The 17,713-nt window shown below is 58.0% G+C and carries 13 protein-coding genes and 3 pseudogenes; 13 read left to right on the forward strand and 3 right to left on the reverse strand.

The annotated features are described in order from the left end of the window. The first annotated feature begins 108 nt into the window (after positions 1-108). Both EJ069_RS26800 and EJ069_RS26805 read left to right on the forward strand, forming a co-directional pair. Complete coding sequence (locus EJ069_RS26800) at positions 109-1,161, forward strand: LLM class flavin-dependent oxidoreductase (protein WP_024505249.1); 1,053 nt, start codon at positions 109-111, stop codon at positions 1,159-1,161. Then, complete coding sequence (locus EJ069_RS26805) at positions 1,148-1,774, forward strand: nitrogen fixation protein NifQ (RefSeq protein ID WP_029356557.1); 627 nt, start codon at positions 1,148-1,150, stop codon at positions 1,772-1,774. The genes EJ069_RS26800 and EJ069_RS26805 overlap by 14 nt, the downstream gene beginning before the upstream one ends. Here the strand turns inward: EJ069_RS26805 and rpoN are convergent. Continuing rightward, positions 1,771-3,204 carry an RNA polymerase factor sigma-54 gene (gene rpoN, locus EJ069_RS26810; protein WP_126063822.1) on the reverse strand — a complete coding sequence of 478 codons (1,434 nt, stop codon included), beginning with the start codon at positions 3,202-3,204 and terminating at the stop codon, positions 1,771-1,773. The genes EJ069_RS26805 and rpoN overlap by 4 nt on opposite strands. Before the next feature lie 68 nt (positions 3,205-3,272). Next, positions 3,273-3,806, reverse strand: a complete 534-nt coding sequence (locus EJ069_RS26815) for a peroxiredoxin (protein WP_029356553.1) — start codon at positions 3,804-3,806, stop codon at positions 3,273-3,275. A 1,173-nt stretch (positions 3,807-4,979) separates the two neighbouring features. Between EJ069_RS26815 and EJ069_RS26820 the strand changes: the two genes are divergently transcribed. The 4 genes and pseudogenes from EJ069_RS26820 (at position 4,980) to EJ069_RS26835 (ending at position 9,819) form a co-directional block, all read left to right on the forward strand. Beyond that, positions 4,980-5,291, forward strand: a complete 312-nt coding sequence (locus tag EJ069_RS26820; protein WP_206437555.1) for a hypothetical protein — start codon at positions 4,980-4,982, stop codon at positions 5,289-5,291. Positions 5,292-6,123: 832 nt separating this feature from the next. Continuing rightward, the gene (gene hisC / locus EJ069_RS26825) at positions 6,124-7,239 is read left to right on the forward strand and encodes a histidinol-phosphate transaminase (RefSeq protein WP_126063823.1); all 1,116 of its coding nucleotides are present in this window, start codon (positions 6,124-6,126) and stop codon (positions 7,237-7,239) included. A gap of 94 nt (positions 7,240-7,333) precedes the next feature. After that, on the forward strand, positions 7,334-8,368 hold the full coding sequence (locus tag EJ069_RS26830; RefSeq protein WP_095484287.1) for an LLM class flavin-dependent oxidoreductase: 1,035 nt from the start codon (positions 7,334-7,336) through the stop codon (positions 8,366-8,368). A 244-nt stretch (positions 8,369-8,612) separates the two neighbouring features. After that, positions 8,613-9,819 (forward strand): annotated as a pseudogene (locus tag EJ069_RS26835) (IS3 family transposase). 10 nt (positions 9,820-9,829) lie between these two features. Here the strand turns inward: EJ069_RS26835 and EJ069_RS26840 are convergent. Continuing rightward, positions 9,830-9,925, reverse strand: a pseudogene (locus EJ069_RS26840) (transposase); the annotation flags it as partial. 517 nt (positions 9,926-10,442) lie between these two features. On the opposite strand from EJ069_RS26840, the gene queC reads away from it, so the two are divergent. The 7 genes and pseudogenes from queC to nifD all read left to right on the forward strand — a co-directional run bounded on the left by queC (position 10,443) and on the right by nifD (position 17,642). Next, positions 10,443-11,141, forward strand: a complete 699-nt coding sequence (queC, locus tag EJ069_RS26845; RefSeq protein WP_063170389.1) for a 7-cyano-7-deazaguanine synthase QueC — start codon at positions 10,443-10,445, stop codon at positions 11,139-11,141. Continuing rightward, on the forward strand, positions 11,141-11,497 hold the full coding sequence (gene queD, locus EJ069_RS26850) for a 6-carboxytetrahydropterin synthase QueD (protein WP_126063824.1): 357 nt from the start codon (positions 11,141-11,143) through the stop codon (positions 11,495-11,497). Before queC ends, queD begins: the two co-directional genes overlap by 1 nt. Positions 11,498-11,502: 5 nt before the next feature. After that, entirely contained in the window at positions 11,503-12,228 is a 726-nt protein-coding gene (queE, locus tag EJ069_RS26855) for a 7-carboxy-7-deazaguanine synthase QueE (protein WP_164752747.1), read from the forward strand. 770 nt (positions 12,229-12,998) lie between these two features. Next, positions 12,999-13,751, forward strand: a complete 753-nt coding sequence (locus EJ069_RS26860; RefSeq protein ID WP_126063825.1) for a carbonic anhydrase — start codon at positions 12,999-13,001, stop codon at positions 13,749-13,751. Between the two features lie 160 nt (positions 13,752-13,911). Next, positions 13,912-14,108, forward strand: a pseudogene (locus EJ069_RS33450) (7-carboxy-7-deazaguanine synthase QueE); the annotation flags it as partial. 1,051 nt (positions 14,109-15,159) lie between these two features. Beyond that, complete coding sequence (nifH, locus tag EJ069_RS26870; RefSeq protein ID WP_024505261.1) at positions 15,160-16,053, forward strand: nitrogenase iron protein; 894 nt, start codon at positions 15,160-15,162, stop codon at positions 16,051-16,053. 86 nt (positions 16,054-16,139) lie between these two features. Beyond that, positions 16,140-17,642: a nitrogenase molybdenum-iron protein alpha chain gene (gene nifD, locus EJ069_RS26875; protein ID WP_024505262.1), complete on the forward strand. Its 1,503-nt coding sequence runs from the start codon at positions 16,140-16,142 to the stop codon at positions 17,640-17,642. Positions 17,643-17,713 lie beyond the last annotated feature (71 nt).

Genomic DNA, 17,713 nt, shown 5'->3' on the forward strand with positions numbered 1-17,713 from the left:
GCATTATGAAGCCTCGGCTCCACGACGCACCTGAGGTGCTTGAGATCCAAGCATGTGCATGCCGAGCACATTCCCGGTCGGCTGACGTGTCTATAACGAGGAGAAATCATGGAATTTGCCACTTTCATTCTGGCCGCCCAGCGTGGCTATCACCAATCCTCAGAAAGCGTCATCCGCAACTCCATCGAACAGGCCGTCGCTTCGGAGCAGGCTGGGTTCAACACCGCGTGGTTTGCTGAGCACCACTTCAACAATTACAGCCTCATACCATCCCCGCTGATGATGGTGGCGCACTGCGCCGGCTTGACAAGCACGATTCGCCTGGGCACTGCCGTCTGCGTGCTGCCGCTTTACCAACCGCAGCGCCTGCTGTCCGAGATCGGCTTCGCCGACATCGTTGCGAACGGCCGTCTCGAGCTCGGCGTAGGCTTGGGATACCAGCAGTTCGAGTTCGAACGGTTCGGCGTGGACATCGATGAGGCGCCGGCCGTCTTTTCGGAATACCTGGACATCATTCTCAAGGGCCTCAACCAAAACGTCTTCGAACACGACGGCCAGTATGAGAAGATCCCCCCAACAGCGATTTCGGTCCGCACAGTCCAGCAGCCGACGCCGCCTATCTGGATCGCTGGCGGAGCCGCACGGATGGCTCGGGCCTACCGCGAGGGGCACAATTTTTTTGTCACAGCCTTCCACGACGGCTTAGAGACTTTGACCACACTGCGTGAATCAGTCGAGAGGGCGGCGGCATCCGAGGAAAAGAACGTCACCGACGTCAAGATATCGCTGCTGCGCTGCTGCTATGCCAGCCACGACGAGTTGGAGATCAACAGCTATCTCGACAATGCCCGCTTCCAGCGCCGGCTTTCTGAAGCCCTGCATCAGCGCCGCCAACAGAGCCACGATGGCTACCTGCTGCAGGAGACACCGACCCAGCAGGATCTGTCCTTCGAGACCATGCGCAAAAATTTGCCGATTGGCAGCGTAAATCGCGTGATTGATCGCCTGCTGGAAGAGATCGATATCTTGAAACCGGACCAGATCGCAGTTCAGACTCAATTGGGCGACTTCGACCAAAAGACGATGCTGCGCCAGATCGAGCTCTGGGGCGACAAGATCATCCCTGCGGTCAACAAGGCGCTTTGTCATGCCGGAAGCTGAAGCCGGCCGTTACGATGATGGCTGCCTATCCAGCGCGCAATGGCGTGGGTCCGAGCTAGGGAGGAGCTTCGATCAGCATGTGCTGCCCTGCGTACATTCACGTTCGCTTGAGGAGGTCCAGGCGGGCGAGGTGTTGGCGACGGAGGGGACAGGCCTTTCGTCTGTCGAATTGCGTGATGTCTTGGCCGCAACTTTCCCGTCTACCTCCAGCAGCGTATTCGCTTTGGAGGAGTTGAGCGAGCCCGAGCCGGAACTGGAAGAGGAGCTGCTACGCCGGCTGCTGCTAGCGCATGCTGCGCCGGCCGACCCGGCGAGCGGCCGCTTGGCCAAGATCATCGCCCGGCGTGCGATGCGCACGGACCATCTTTGGCGGGATCTTGGCCTCTCAAATCGCGCTGAGCTCAGCCGCCTGCTTGCCAGACATTTTCCCGCGCTGGCGGCAGGCAACACAGAAAACATGAAATGGAAAAAGTACTTTTACCGCAAGCTGTGTGAGGCCGAAGGCTTTTCGTCATGCACTGCACCCAGTTGTCGGGAATGCCAGGACTTCGAAAGCTGCTTCGGCCCGGAGGAAGTTGAGAGTCGCCTCTCGCCGACCAGGAATGCCGGTTAGTCACTTCGCTTGATCGCAGCTGCGGACAAACGCTTATCGCGGCGCCGTAGTATGGAGGAAGGGATGTTCATCGCCTCGCGATATTTGGTGACGGTACGGCGAGCGACATTGATGCCGGTCTGCTTGAGCTGAGCAACGATGTCTTCGTCGGAAAGTACCTTGTCGAGCGATTCTTCGGCGATGATTGCCTTGATCCGATGGCGGACAGATTTGGCGGAGTGCGCGTCGCCGCCCTCGCAGGATGCGATTGTCGCTGTGAAAAAATACTTCAGCTCGAACACCCCGCGCGGAGTTAACATGTACCTGTTCGAAGCCACCCGGCTTACCGTCGACTGGTGCATTTTGATCCCGTCAGCGACATTTTTGAGACAGAGAGGCCGCAGATGGGCGACGCCGTGTGTAAAAAAGGCATCCTGCTGGCGCACGATTTCGGTCGCAACCTTAAGGATCGTCTTAGCGCGCTGCTCGAGGCAGCTGATCAGCCAGTTCCCTTTTTCCTGGCAATGGTCGAGAAACGCTTTGCCTTCCGGATTTTGATTGGTCAGCTGCGAGATTTCGGCGACATAGGTGTGGTTGATCAACACTTTGGGCAGCGTGGCCGGATCAAGCTCCACCCGCCATCCACCTTCGGACTTGGGCATTACCCAGACGTCCGGTACGATGGTTTCCGGCGTCCCGGACTGGAACCGGTCTCCAGGCTTGGGATCGAGCGCGCGGATTTCGTTCCTCATGTCGAGGAGATCCTCCTCGTCGACTCCGCAACGCTGCTTCAATCCCTGAAAATCCCCCCGTGCAAGCATCTCGAGATTGGCGACCAAAGCTGCCATAGCCGGGTCGAACCGGTCTTGCTGGCGCAGCTGAATCTCCAGGCATTCGCTGAGAGTTCGCGCAAAAATCCCCGGCGGATCAAATTGCTGCAAGATTCCGATGACCCGTTCCACATCAGCTTGCCGAACGTTTAACCTCCTGGCCAGATCGAAAAGGTTTACCTGAAGATAGCCAGTGTCCTCCAGATGGGCGGCGAGCTGTCCGGCAATCAGCCGCTCCTGGGGGGTGAACGGGGTGAGGGCGACCTGGCGGGCGACATGGTCGTGCAATGTTTCGGTGTGGGCGGTAAACTCCTCGACGGCAGGTCGATCGTTGCCGCTACTGCGTTGCGACTTCCATTGCCCGCGCCCGCCAGACGGCCCGCCAATGGGCGATTCGCCGATTTCGCTTCTGCTTTGACTGCTCCGCTGATCCACCCCTGACAGCGGCGAATCGTCGTCAAACGGGTCAGGCTTCAAAACGGGGTTCCTCTCGAGTGCCTGCTGCACGAGCTGATGGAGTTCAGTATGCGTCAATCGCAGCAAGCGAATAGCTTCAATGGCTTGAGGCGATAAGACCATACGTTGCTTCTGGCGTTGAAGCAGGCTTGCTGAGAGATGCATGTTGAACCGTAATCTGCCGAGGATGCTCTAGTGTGTGCTTGGGTTGTGTGAGACTTGCCACTTCTGGGTCATGCCGCCGCCTTCAGTTTGTCGAGAACGTTTTGCGGGGATGAAACGCCATAGGGGTCCGTCTCGCAGTTGTCACAGAAGCCTTCCTCCTCGAACCACTGCTCCACCACGCCATCGTCGATCAGAGCGGCGTATCGCCAGGAGCGCATGCCAAAGCCCAGATTGTCCTTCGCGACCAGCATGCCCATTTTGCGCGTGAACTCGCCCGACCCGTCTGGGATCAGCTCGATCTTCTGCAGCCCCAAGGACTTTCCCCACGCATTCATGACGAAAGCATCGTTGACCGAGACGCAGTAGATCGCGTCAATTCGCAGTTCCAGAAATTGATCATAGAGTTTTTCGAAATCGGGCAGTTGGAAGGTCGAGCAGGTCGGGGTGAAGGCGCCAGGCAGCGAGAACAGGATGACGCGCTTGCCCCCGAAATAATCGTCGGAGGTCTTGTTCTCCCACCGATAAGGATTTGGCCCCCCGATCGACTCATCGCGAACACGCGTGCGAAAGGTCACGAGAGGAACGTTCTTTCTGTCGGTCATTGATTTGCTCCCAGGCCAAAGTGGTACGGTGCATTTTTCGGTTAAACTGAAGCGGCATCGACTTCGGTCGACAGTTCCGGCAGCCTCGCGCCTTGGCGTGGTTGCCTCGGACCGGTCTTGTGCAAGACCGCCCCCGAGCAGGCACGTTTAAAGGCGACGAGCTTCCGCGGAGACGGGGAATTTCGCTCGCGTGCTTTATCGAGCTTTGAGAGGTAGGCATGGTCTGCAACCGTGATTTTGACTGCGTTCTATCGACCGAGTCGCAAGCGCCATGCCAATTGACCCGATGCCTTGGGTTCACTTCGGTTTTTGCAGCAACTTTCGTGTTGTGCAGTAATGCCGGTCGATATTATTGCTCAAGCAGCACTGGAAATTGGGTGCGACTCCGTTCGGCAAACCCGGCCTTTGTCCGAAGCCGGACACGAATGTCGGAAATAGCCAAACGCCAGGATCTGGGGCGGGTTAAGAAACGTTGCCGTGGGCACCGGCTTCAGCACAATTGCGCCACGCGAGCATGGCTCCCAGCGTCAATGCCGTGCAGCAGCGAGACGAAGTCACTGCAGAATATCAACCTCTGCGAAGTCGTTGAAACCCAGCATGTGCGAGCCGTTCGAGGCGCAGATCAAGGCATGCTCGAGGAAGAGCTCGTGCTCTCGGCAGCAAGTGTTGCGACGTCTGACAAGGATCGTCGCGCTTCAAGGAAAAGAACCTGAATGGTGCACGGCTTGTGAAGGCCGGCGCATGGAAATGGCTGGGCTGATCATCCTCCATGAGGGTTGAATGAAGAGCTGGCCCCTATCTCCCTCAGCTGCAACGGGGGAGGTAGGGCATGTCCGTCTATCGCGCTGGGTAACATTCCTCGGTGAGGCAATAAGGGGGAGCAATTTCTCATTTCGGCAGACACGACCCAGCTCTCCTTTCATGCGCTGATTCCCCCAAGGGAAATCGCGACTCCAGGCTTCCTATGCAGCGAATCGCGGTGCTGTCCGATGTCCGACAATGTCGGATGCGGATCGTAGCTGGGCTAGATCCGTCACTTTGCCTCGATGGTTTCCCACTGGCCTTATATCTGCTTCGCCCCAAATGCGGCGACATAACCTGTGCGGCATCTGTGAATGGATCGACTTCAATCGAGACCTCGGAGGTCCCGATGCGCGAAGGGAGCTTGCCGATATGACGGCCACCATAGCGAACCACGGTCCGGACGACGAGGGGACTTGGATCGGCGGGCCTGCGGCGCTGGGACACCACCGCCTGGCAATCATCGATATCCAGGGCGGCCGTCAGCCGAGGATGCTCCAGGAGGATGGCCGACCTGACTTGGTGCTCGTCTACACGGGTGAGACTTACAACTACCGCGAGCTGCGTCAACAGCTGGCCGGCCTAGTCCATCGCATGAACACGAGCAGTGACACCGAGGTGGTGCTGCACCGCCCCCGCGAGTGGGGCTCTTCGGCGGGTACACTTTTTTCACGAAATCCGTGAATGTTTCTCGCGACATCATCCCGCAATCGGTGGTGCAGCGGGTGAAGAGCCCGTATCCGGCTATCCAGAATGCCGCCTACGACAAAATACTACGTACGCGGTTCACTGCGATGCTGGACGACCTAGTGCCGGCAGTGGCACCGCTGTTGTCCGTCGACAGGTCCCGCGCTTGCTCGGTGCGACCAACAACCTTAAGCGCTAGGGCGTAACCTGACCCTGCAAGATCTCCTCACCGACTATAAGGTGCGCCTCACGATCTGAGACGATGGGACAGGATGGCTAAGGAGGTGCGCCGTCTTGCATGCCCCGCCACCGAGGCGAACCCTCTTGGCTACGCGCGCCACAGCGACGCTCCATATCGTCAGGCCTGCGTCTCATGCTCAGATGAGCCGGTATTTGGCTCTCTCATCAGCAAACCGAGAGAGCCCATGCCAAGACGGAAGCAAGCAAGACGAACGAGCGTCAGAGATATCCTGCGCCTGACCCATAAACAGGGCAGTCCGGTGGGCCAGGTGGCAGAGCAACTGAGGTTCGGCAAGACTTCGGCTTCCACCTATCTGCGGGCGCTGGAGACGGGCTGTCGTGCAGGCCCTGCATGCGGCTTTGAGGACGATGCGATGTTGAAACACCGTCTGTTGCGCCGAATCGGCCGTCGGCCACACGTTGGGTCGTCATCAGGTTCTCGACAGCTTGCCGGTGTCAAATCCAAACCGTGGTCGGCGATCCCCACCAGGGTGGGAAGGCAGCGCTGATATAGCCGAACGTCGATCAAGTCACGATCAACTATTGCCTCATGTCACATGCCCTGCGGGACTGAAAAACGGAGAAGAACATGTGCGATGCAAAACTGAAGACCGTGCTTTCGCTTTTTTCGCCGGTGGCCAGCAAATTAGATGCTCTCTCGTCCAACGGACCAGCGACGGATGCAAATTGCGTTAAGCTAAATACGAACGAGAACCCGTTTCCGTTGCCGAAGAGCGTAATGCAAAGTGCAATTGCTGCGATCGAACACCAGTATCTTTATCCGGAAGACGACAATCTCAGCTTAAGGGCAGCTGCCTCCGATGCTTACGGATTTTCCAAAGATCAGGTGATTGCCGGCAACGGTTCGTCGGAGCTGCTCGGACTCATCTACAGAGCTTTCCTCGCCCCAGGAGATAGAGTGGCGATGCTGTCGCCCGGATTTTCGTTCAACCGTAAACTTGCCATGTTGCAGGGTGCCGAGTTTCTCGAAATCGCATCGAGCGAAGCTCATCCCCTGCCGATAGAAAAACTGCTGTCCGGCCCCGCAAAAGACGCGAAGTTCATTCTGTTGGCTAATCCGAACAATCCGACCGGAACATTCGTGCCGGTGGCCGAAATCGAACGCCTTGTGGAGCAAGCAGATCGCTTGGTCGTCTTGGATGAGGCCTACGTTGACTTCGCACCCGACAATGCCCTGCGCCTCGTCAATAGACATCCGAATCTTTTGATCTTGAGGACTTTTTCAAAGAGCTATGCTGCTGCTGGCGTGCGAGTCGGCTTCGGTTTCGGTCACCCAGAAATCATTGGCAGGCTGCGCAACATCCAGAATGTCTTCAACATGAACGTGATCGGGCAGGCGGTCGGGAAAAGCATTCTTGCGCATCGCCACGCCTACGAAGAGAACCACAGGCACATCAAGCATGAACGACAGCGAGTGACCCTGGCGCTGTTGCAACTTGGCTTTTCCGTAACACCCTCCCACGCAAACTTTTTGCTGGCCCGTGTGCCGGCGGGACAGGAGGGCTCATGCTGGCAAGCCGCGTTGAAAGAGCAGGCGATCCTCATCGCCAGCTTTCCTGACGTAGATTTGAAGAACTGTATTCGCGTCAGCATTGGCACCACAGAGCAGATGGACAAATTCCTTGCTGCCGCCAAACGCGTCTGTATGAGCTTTAAGAAGAATCGCGGTGTGCACAAGCATTAAGTCAATTCACATTAAGCGCCAAGTAATAGGTGCTGATATGTCGCCAGCTATGATGATTAGCGAATAAATAATAGGTAATTTGGAGAACAATTAATTGAAGAAAATTTCCGCTTCGGGCCTGACCTTCGGCATCTTCGATCATCTGGACGAAAACGGCGATGACATCGCACAACAATATGCAGATCGGCTGAGCCTAGCAGAAGCGTGCGATGGCTATGGCTTTTATGCGTATCATCTCGCCGAGCACCACTGTACGCCGCATGGCAGAGGTCCATCACCGAATTTGTTCTTAGCGAGCGTCGCCCAGCGAACCCGCAGTCTTCGTGTTGGTCCCATGGTAATGCTACTTGCGCTCTATCATCCGCTGCGTGCCTTCGAGGAGATCTGCATGCTTGATCAGTTGAGCGGCGGCAGGCTTGAACTCGGCATAGGGCGCGGCTCTGCTCCCACTGAATTGGGATACTTCGGGGTTGCTGTAGAAGCAGCACCAGAACAGTATGCGGAGGCCAGTGAGATTCTCATCAATGCGATGAAAGGCGGGACGCTTTCTTATCAGGGCCGCCACTTTGAGTTGAAAGATGTTCCGCTGACGTTGAGACCTCACCAATATCCCCATCCGCCGACATGGATCGCCACCAATCGACCCGAGCCGGCTAGCTGGGCCGCTGCGAATGGGGCAAACATCGCCTGCGTCGGACCTTCCACTTCTGTTCGCAGCGTTACCGACGCGTTCCGCGCCGCCCGAATTCACGATGCTGACATTGGCCAGCAAGCGCCATTTCTTGGATTGCTCCGAATGGTGGTGATAGGGCGTTCTGAAACAGATGCGTATTTGCTCGCAGCACCTGCCTATGAACGATGGCTCAATAGCTTCAAATTTCTATACGAACTAAATGCCATTTCCACTCCACCAAACTTGCCTTTGAACTTCGATGCAGCAATTGAAAGTGAATTGTGCGTCGTGGGAACGGCAGATTCTGTCCGAAAAGCTCTCCTTGATCAGCTGGAAGAGGCAGGTGCTAATTATCTTCTGTGTCAACTGGCATTTGGGGATTTGCCGCTGGATGCCTCACTATACACCGCATCGGCCATTCGATCCGAAATCATGGCTCGAGTTGCCGCATCGTGAATCCGTCGTGTGATTGGAGGAGCAGCGGCAGCGCTGCTCCTCATTGCGAAACGGTTGTGGGGGCCGGACTCCTGTCAGGTGTAAACCATTGGAGCACGTCCTATCTGATCCAGGTCATATCCTGCGGCTTTGAAGTAGTTGGCACATTCGGCTGGGGTGAAGAGGTCGACGACCGCGCCGAGGCCTTGCCCCTCTGATCTAATCCGGTTTGAAGTTCGTTCTGGCCCATCCAGAGGATCAGGACATGAAACGCAGCCGCTTCTCTGAAGAGCAGATCATCGGAATTTTGAAGAAACACGAGGCCGGGGTATCGGTTGGCGATCTGTGCCGCAAGCACGGGGTCAGCGACGCCTCGATCTACAATTGGAAGGCCCGCTTCGGCGGGATGGATGTCACCGAGGCTCGGCGACCTGAAGGGCTGGAGGACGAGAACACGCGCCTGAAGCGGCTTCTGGCCGACGCCATGCTCGACAATGCCGCGTTGAAGGACCTTGTGGGAAAGAAATGGTGACGCCCGCCGCCAAGCGGAAAGCTGTCGCTCGCCTGAAGGAAGGCTTCGGGATGAGCAAACGGCGGGCGTGTAAAGCCATCGGCTGTTGCCGCATGACGGTTCGCTACCAGACCAGCAGGCCGGACGACCGGGAGGTTCGCGAGCGGATGAAGGCGATCGCGCAGGAGCGTCGCCGGTTCGGCTACCGGCGTCTTCTCGTGATGCTGAGGCGGGAGGGCCTGGTCGTGAACCACAAGAAGCTGTTCCGGCTCTATCGGGAGGAGAAGCTCGCCGTTCGCCGCCGTGGCGGCCGCAAGCGGGCGATCGGGACCAGGGCGCCAATGCTGGTGCCGCTGAGGCCCGACGAGTGCTGGTCGCTCGACTTCGTATCGGACCAGCTCACCGACGGGCGCCGCTTCCGCATCCTGGCCGTCGTCGACGACTGCACGAGACAGTGCCTGGCACTCATCGTTGATACGTCTCTCTCGGGCATGCGGGTTGCCCGCGAATTGGACCGGCTCATCACTAGCGCGGCCGGCCCAGGATGATCGTCAGCGACAATGGCAGCGAGTTCACCTCGAACGCCATCCTCTCCTGGGCGGATCAGAACCGCGTCGAATGGCATTACATTGCGCCCGGCAAGCCGATGCAGAATGGCTTCATCGAGAGCTTCAACGGCCGACTGCGCGATGAACTGCTCAACGAGACGCTGTTCACCTCGCTGGCTCAGGCGCGCGTAGCCATCGCCCTGTGGCACGCCGACTACAACACCGCGCGGCCGCACTCCCAAATCGCCTGGCAGACCCCGGCCAAGTTCGCCAGCACCTTCAATCCGCGACGGTCGCTCGCGCTGCGCTATGCCAAAGGCTCCGCGCCAGCGCCCGTCGCTTCACCCGCCCAGCAGGGCACAACCCACGCCGGAAACGAACTCAAAACTGCTGGGGCAACGTCAGTCCCATAGAGCCTTGATGGTCGGCCTTTGCTCGCAGCAGCGCCTTAGGTTGGGCGAAGGCGTTCTCAATCGGATTGAAGTCGGGACTGTAGGGCGGCAGGTAGAGCAGGCTCGCCTGCGGCCTCAATCGCGCCGCGCAGGGTTCTCCAGGCGGATGTCGCCAATGTCAAATTTGCTGGCATCCATGTCGCCCTCGCTTTCTGGTTCGAGATCGGAAAATCGCCGAATAATCAGCACATCAACCTGCGCCTGAAGGAGCTCACTGCCACTTTCGGCTGGCGGGGTGTGCCGCCCCACAATTAGAATGTCAATTGTCGTGCCAACCGCACAAGCGAAGGCCAGAAAGCCAACATGTGTTCTGCGGCTTAATTAAGAGTCAGCCGATGTCGGCCGAACATCACCTTGTCTCGAAGTCGACGATCCGACAGCAGATTGCGAAAGTTGGCGCGATGCGAAACAAACTGCTGAAGCGCTCAACTTTTATTGATCACGCGTGTTGGACGCGACGCACTCCCGTTCCAATCGGGCTGAGCGCAAATTCTCCCGGTTCACAAAACTGAGTCGCTGGAGTAGTGGGGGCGCAGAGAAATCTCCGGTCGCAGCCTTACCCGGTCAAAACAAGGATACCAATGATGAAGACTCTCGCCGTCTGCTCTGGCGGATTGGACTCCGTTTCCCTTGCTCACATGGTGGCAGCGGAGCACGAACTCACCGGCCTTCTATCTTTCGACTATGGCCAACGGCACAGGAAGGAATTGGGCTTCGCCGCTCTTTGCGCGCAGCGACTGAAGGTCCCGCACCAGATCATCGACATCGGCGAAATTGGCCGTGGCCTTTCCGGCTCAGCGCTGACTAGCAGTATCGACGTGCCGGACGGCCACTACGCCGAAGACACGATGAAGATTACGGTGGTGCCGAACCGCAATGCCATCATGTTGGCAATCGCCTTCGGTCTCGCCGCCGCCCACAGCGCCGAAGCGGTGGCGGCGGCCGTGCATGGTGGGGACCATTTCATCTATCCCGATTGCCGTCCGGCCTTCATTGAAGCTTTCCAGACAATGCAAGACCGCGCGCTCGACGGCTATGCGCAGATACGCCTCTATGCACCGTATGTGAATCTCGGAAAAGCTGACATTGTTGCGGATGGCGCAAGATACGGCACCCCGTTTGCTGAGACCTGGTCCTGTTACAAGGGCGGCGTGCGTCACTGCGGACGATGCGGGACCTGCGTCGAGCGGCGCGAAGCGTTCCATCTCGCCGGGCACGCTGATCCCACCGACTACGAGGACGCCGATTTCTGGCTTGAGGCGCTGCGCAGGAGGCGCGCGTAATGTTCCACATCACCAAGGAATTCCACTTCTCGGCCTCGCATCAGCTCACCTCCTTGCCTCCCAACCATCAATGCGCGCGCCTGCACGGGCATAACTATGTCGTCGTAGTGGAGCTGTCGGCCAAGGAACTGGACGCCCACGGCTTCGTGCGCGACTATCACGATCTGGCGCCGCTCAAACGCTACATTGACGAGAGCTTCGACCATCGGCACCTCAACGACGTGCTGGGACATGAGAAGGTCACGGCGGAATGCCTGGCCAGACATTTCTATGAATGGTGCAAGGCACGTCTGCCGCAGACCGCGGCCGTGCGCGTTAGCGAAACACCGAAAACTTGGGCGGAATACCGTCCGTGACCGACATGCATCCCGCAATCCGTGTGAGCGAGATATTCGGGCCGACTATCCAGGGCGAGGGCGTGCTCATCGGCTTGCCGACGGTGTTCATCAGAACCGGCGGATGTGATTATCGCTGTTCATGGTGCGACAGCCTTCACGCGGTGGACAATCAGTATCGCCATGAATGGCTACCGATGCCGATCGATGCCGTGTGGCAAACCGTCCATGCGCTTTCCGGCGGCAGGCCGGTTATGGTCTCCTTGTCAGGCGGCAACCCGGCCATTCAGCCGTTCGGTCCCCTCATAGAACGCGGCCATCGCGAGGGCTATCGTTTTGCACTGGAAACGCAGGGTTCCGTGGTGAGGGAGTGGTTTGCGGATCTTGACGTGCTGACCCTTAGCCCAAAGCCGCCGTCCAGCGAGATGACCACCCGTTGGGCTGCGTTTGATGCATGCCTCGAAGCGGCGCAAGAGAAGCCGCAAATCGTGCTCAAGCTCGTCGTTTTCGACGAGAGTGACTATGCCTACGCCAAAGAAGTCGCGGCGAGATATCCGCACCTTCCGATCTATCTGCAACCCGGCAATCACACGCCGCCGCGCCCTGGCAGTGAAGACGCCTCTGTCGACTTGGACGGAATAATGATGCGAATGGAATGGCTTGTCGAAAGGGTGACTAGCGACAGGTGGTTCGAAGCCCGCGTGTTGCCGCAGCTGCACGTTCTGCTTTGGGGTAACAAGAGGGCGGTCTAGTCTGCGGCTTGCGTCGCACCGGAAGGCCGGGCTCCAACGGCTTGGCAGGCTCTCTTCGCGTGCCGAGTACAGCCGAGCTTTGTTCGCGTCAGCGGTCTCGCGATTGTGCGGCTGGAAACCGCCCGGACACCCCGCTGCCGGCGTGTGTCACCTTGACTCCGATGAGCTGTCGTCACGCAAAGTTGAAATCCGCAAGAACTGGCCTTCTCGCCCCACCTGCTCCGTCGCAAGCACGTCATCCCCTCATCCTTGTCCAGCTCTTATCGATGTATCTCATTGTCCGGCCTGACGCACGACTGTCAGCATGGGAATGCATCCATTGCGCAAATGCCTTCCATAAAGAAGATCGATTTCCTCACTGGCCCAACGTGAAATATAGCAACGTTTTCGTGGCGTGGGTCGGCTGCGTCGGGAGTAGCGATGAAAACGTATTAGGGTCGCCTGCGTCTCCTTGGGCAGCGAGTGTAAAGTATAGCGATGCGGCCTCCGGCGCGAACGGCAGCCGCGCAGTGATCACCTTCGCCTGTGCCTTTGCGGCGGGGGTCAAGCGCTGGTCTGCTCAAATTTTTTATCGTTTAGCTGGTTGAAACTGCTCCCGTTGCGGGCTGCAGAAGCCGGCCAGCCGAGAAACGGCAGCCGCACTTATGAAAGCACGCCAAGGCATGCGGGCATCTATCAGTTGCAAAGGACAATACTGGCCGCGCCGATTGGCCATCACGCGTCCATTAGGGCAGCCACCAACATCAGTTCGCAAGAGGAGCAAAAGTAATATGTATCGTCGTCACCTGATCAAAGGGTTGGTTGCGCTCGGCGCATGCCGGATTTGCGTTCAAGCCGCCCAAGCGACCAGTGCCCATTGGGGGTACACCGGTCCGGTCGGACCGGAGCACTGGGCTGATCTGGATAAGGAAAATTTCGTATGCTCTGCCGGCACGCAGCAATCGCCGATCAATATCAACAGCGCGGTCAAGGCGGATATCCCGCATATCGCCATCGGCTGGCACAAGGGCGGCGGCAATATGGTGAACAACGGCCACACCATTCAAATCAATATGCCACAAGGCAGCACGCTGACCCGCAGCGATCGTGTCTACGAACTGGTACAGTTCCATTTCCATGCGCCAAGCGAACATCACGTGGCGGGCAAGAGCTTCCCGATGGAGGTGCATTTCGTTCACAAGGACACGCAAAGTGGTACTCTGGGCGTGCTGGGCGTCTTTTTAACGCCCGGCGCGACAAATGCCAGCTTTGCTGCCCTTGCTGCGGCCTTTCCCGAACTGCCGAATGGGGAGGTGACGATCGACGAGGTGAATCCCAACTGGCTTCTGCCAGCCTCGCTTGGCTATTGGACTTATGAGGGCTCACTGACGACGCCGCCGTGCACCGAAAACGTCGAGTGGATGGTGGCGATGGAACCGGTTGACGTTGATCCGGCAGACATCCAGCGATTTGCCTCCCTCTACCCGTCGAACGCGCGCCCTATTCATTCACCCAATCGACGCTTCATCCTGCGCCAGAGTTGAGCGCCGCCCCAGCGGTTCCGCACGGTCCAACATTCTTGGCACAAGTTGGCGCGAAGCCTCCTCTTCCGGTCTGGCGGTCTGACGGCGCTCCCCAAGCTGGCTAGTCTAAATGATAGGGATTCGGTGCCGACACCACTCGTCCCAAAGACGTCGCGGCGAGGTTTGTCTGCAACCCGGCAATCACACGCCGCCCCGCCGTGGTAATGAAGACGTCTCTGTCGAGTCCGACGGAATATGATGCGCATGGAATCGCTGGTAGAAAAGGTGACCAGCGACAGGTGGTTCGAAGCCCGCGTCTTGCCGCAGCTGCACGTTCTACTCTGGGGTAACAAGAGGGTGGTGTATACCTTCTCCTAGCTTCGCCGCCAACTACTCGGTTTTCCGAATTGCTCTCTATATTCTTGAAGACGATGCGTTCGTTAAAGACATGTGCTGCGCACCTGGTGTAAAAGCTGCTCTCATCATGCAGAGGTCAAGCCAGTCGGGCTCATCCGAGGCTATGGCCGTGAGCACTGTTCAGTTCGGCAGAGAGGGCGCTTTTGTACACACTTTGCGATCGTGGCGGCCCCGTGGGCAGATCTGCAAGCTGCCGCGACACTAACCTCTCGAAGCCCGCCCGCCCGCCTGTTGATGCGTGTCTCCCAGTAAGATTCCTGTCCAAGAACGTGATAATCTTCTTGCCAGTGTTGTAGCTGATGTTGCCCTTGATGCCGCAGCCTACCGCGGCGGGACCAAACTCAATGGCAAGCAGGCCGGCTAGGATCGTGCAGCCAGTCGCGAGCCTCGCCCACAACGGGGTCTCACGCGCATGAGGGCGCCGACCATGGGTTCGGCGGTTCGTACGCGTATAACACGTATCTTTCTGAAAAAATCAATGCTCTCGGCTAAGCTACTGAATTATTTGGCTTCCATATAGCGCGTCGGCGGAACCAACTTGTAGACGGGCTATGAAAGGTTAAGCGCGGATGTCTATCGGCCGCCGGCGTTCCCGCTCTGTAAGCCTGCCTGAACTACCCGCGCCGCGGTCAAGCCCCAGGCTCCTGCTCATCCAGCGACCGCCCGATCAATGGCAGGCTGGAAAGACAAGAGCCGATGTCTTCCGATGGTCTCGCCATCAGCTTTGGGCTAACTTCCCCATTCTCCCGCTTCGAGCTCGACACACGGCGGTTTGGATGGCGCACGACAATCTGTGTCGGCTTTGTCGTGTCCGTGACAGACGCCTGAAAGGCCCGTTCGCGCGTTTTGCCGCCGTCTAAGCGGCTGGAATTTAATGACAAAGTTTTTTCTGGGATCGGCCGATCACGCTGGTACGCTTTTTGCGATGCTTGGTGTGAGGCGGCACGAGCTGCCTATCGGCACTTGTGTCGCGGGCAGTCGCGATGATTAGAACGAAGGAAGGAAAGCTATTATGTCAGGTCTGCGTCAGATCGCCTTTTACGGAAAAGGCGGCATCGGCAAGTCCACCACGTCCCAAAATACGCTCGCTGCCCTTGTCGACCTCGGGCAGAGAATCCTCATCGTAGGATGCGACCCCAAAGCCGATTCCACACGCTTGATCCTGAATTCGAAAGCTCAGGATACCGTCCTGGATCTCGCCGCACAGGAAGGTTCGGTGGAAGACCTCGAACTCCAGGACGTGCTCAAGGTGGGCTACAGAGGCATCAAGTGCGTGGAGTCCGGCGGCCCCGAGCCGGGTGTCGGTTGCGCCGGCCGCGGCGTCATCACCTCGATCAATTTCCTCGAGGAGAATGGCGCTTATGACGATGTCGATTATGTCTCCTATGACGTCCTCGGCGACGTGGTATGCGGCGGCTTCGCCATGCCGATCCGCGAAGGCAAGGCCCAGGAGATCTATATCGTCATGTCCGGCGAGATGATGGCGCTCTATGCCGCCAACAACATCGCCAAGGGCATCCTCAAATATGCCCATTCGGGCGGTGTGCGGCTGGGCGGGCTGATCTGCAATGAACGTCAAACCGACCGCGAACTCGATCTGGCCGAAGCACTGGCTGGCCGATTGAATTCCAAGCTCATCCACTTCGTGCCCCGCGACAACATCGTCCAACATGCCGAACTCAGGAAGATGTCGGTGATCCAGTACGCGCCGGACTCAAAGCAGGCAGGGGAATACCGCGCTCTGGCCGAGAAGATCCACGCCAATTCGGGCCAGGGTACGATCCCGACGCCGATCACCATGGAGGAGCTGGAGGAGATGCTGCTCGACTTCGGCATCATGAAGACCGACGAGCAGATGCTTGCCGAGCTTCACTCCAAGGAAGCGGCGAAGGCGGCGGCCCAGTAGTGACATTAGCGCTGCCATGAATCGGCGCGCCTTGCAGAGAACGGCGCCTATTCTTTGAGGCGTCACCCAACCTTGAAAGGGGACTCATGAGCCGGGAATACGAGAATGACGGTGCTCTTCATGCGAAGCTTATCGAAGAGGTGCTGTCGCATTATCCCGACAAGGCGGCGAAGCGCCGCAAGAAGCACCTCAACGTCGCAAAGAGCGGCAACGAGGCTGGCGGGGAAAGCGAGGTCCTTTCCGAATGCGACGTCAAATCGAACATCAAGTCCATTCCCGGGGTGATGACGATTCGCGGCTGTGCATATGCTGGTTCGAAAGGCGTGGTGTGGGGGCCAGTCAAGGATATGGTCCATATCTCGCACGGCCCGGTCGGCTGCGGCCAATATTCTTGGTCGCAGCGCCGCAACTACTACGTCGGTACAACGGGCGTCGACACGTTCGGGACAATGCAGTTCACCTCCGATTTCCAGGAGAAGGACATCGTCTTCGGCGGCGACAAGAAGCTGGAACAGATCATTGACGAGATTGAAGTCTTGTTTCCGCTCAACAACGGCATCACCGTGCAGTCCGAATGCCCTATCGGCCTGATTGGCGATGACACCGAGGCCGTTTCTCGCAAAAAGACCAAGGAGTATGACAAGACGATCGTGCCGGTACGCTGCGAGGGCTTCCGCGGCGTCTCGCAGTCGCTTGGCCACCACATCGCCAATGATGCAATCCGGGATTGGGTCTTCGACAAAAAGGATGTCAAGTTCGAGGCCGGCCCCTACGACGTCAACGTCATCGGCGACTACAATATCGGCGGCGATGCCTGGGCCTCGCGCATACTGCTTGAGGAGATAGGGCTGCGCGTGGTTGGCAACTGGTCGGGTGACGCCACACTCGCAGAGATCGAGCGCGCCCCGAAGGCTAAGCTCAATCTTATCCACTGCTACCGGTCGATGAATTACATCTGTCGGCATATGGAGGAAAAGTATGGCGTCGCCTGGATGGAGTACAATTTCTTCGGTCCCTCCCAGATCGAAGCCTCTCTGCGCAACATAGCCAAGCATTTTGGGCCGGAAATCGAGGAGAAGACCGAAAAGGTCATTGCCAAGTACAGGCCGCTTGTTGATGCGGTCATCGCCAAGTACCTGTCGCGCCTGGAAGGAAATACCGTGATGCTCTATGTGGGCGGCCTGCGCCCCCGCCACGTCGTCACGGCCTACGAGGACCTCGGCATGGTCATCGTGGGCACCGGCTATGAATTCGCCCACAGCGACGACTATCAGCGCACCGGCCACTACGTGAAGAACGGCACGCTGATCTACGATGACGTGACCGGCTATGAGTTGGAGAAATTCATCGAAGGGATTCGCCCAAATCTGGTCGGCTCGGGAATCAAAGAAAAATACCCGGTGCAGAAGATGGGCATACCGTTCCGCCAGATGCATTCCTGGGATTATTCAGGCCCGTATCACGGCTACGATGGCTTTGCCATTTTCGCACGTGATGTGGATCTCGCCATTAACAACCCGGTCTGGGACCTATTCCACGCGCCTTGGAAAAGAAGCCGGGGCGATGAGCGGGCGATGGCTGCCGAATAAACATTTGCTTCAGCCCCAGTCTCCCACTGAGACGGTGAACTCCCGCGGCCTCTGATCCGCCGGAGCCTGGA

It is taken from the genome of Mesorhizobium sp. M2A.F.Ca.ET.043.05.1.1 (genome assembly GCF_003952445.1).
Taxonomy (GTDB): Bacteria; Pseudomonadota; Alphaproteobacteria; order Rhizobiales; family Rhizobiaceae; genus Mesorhizobium.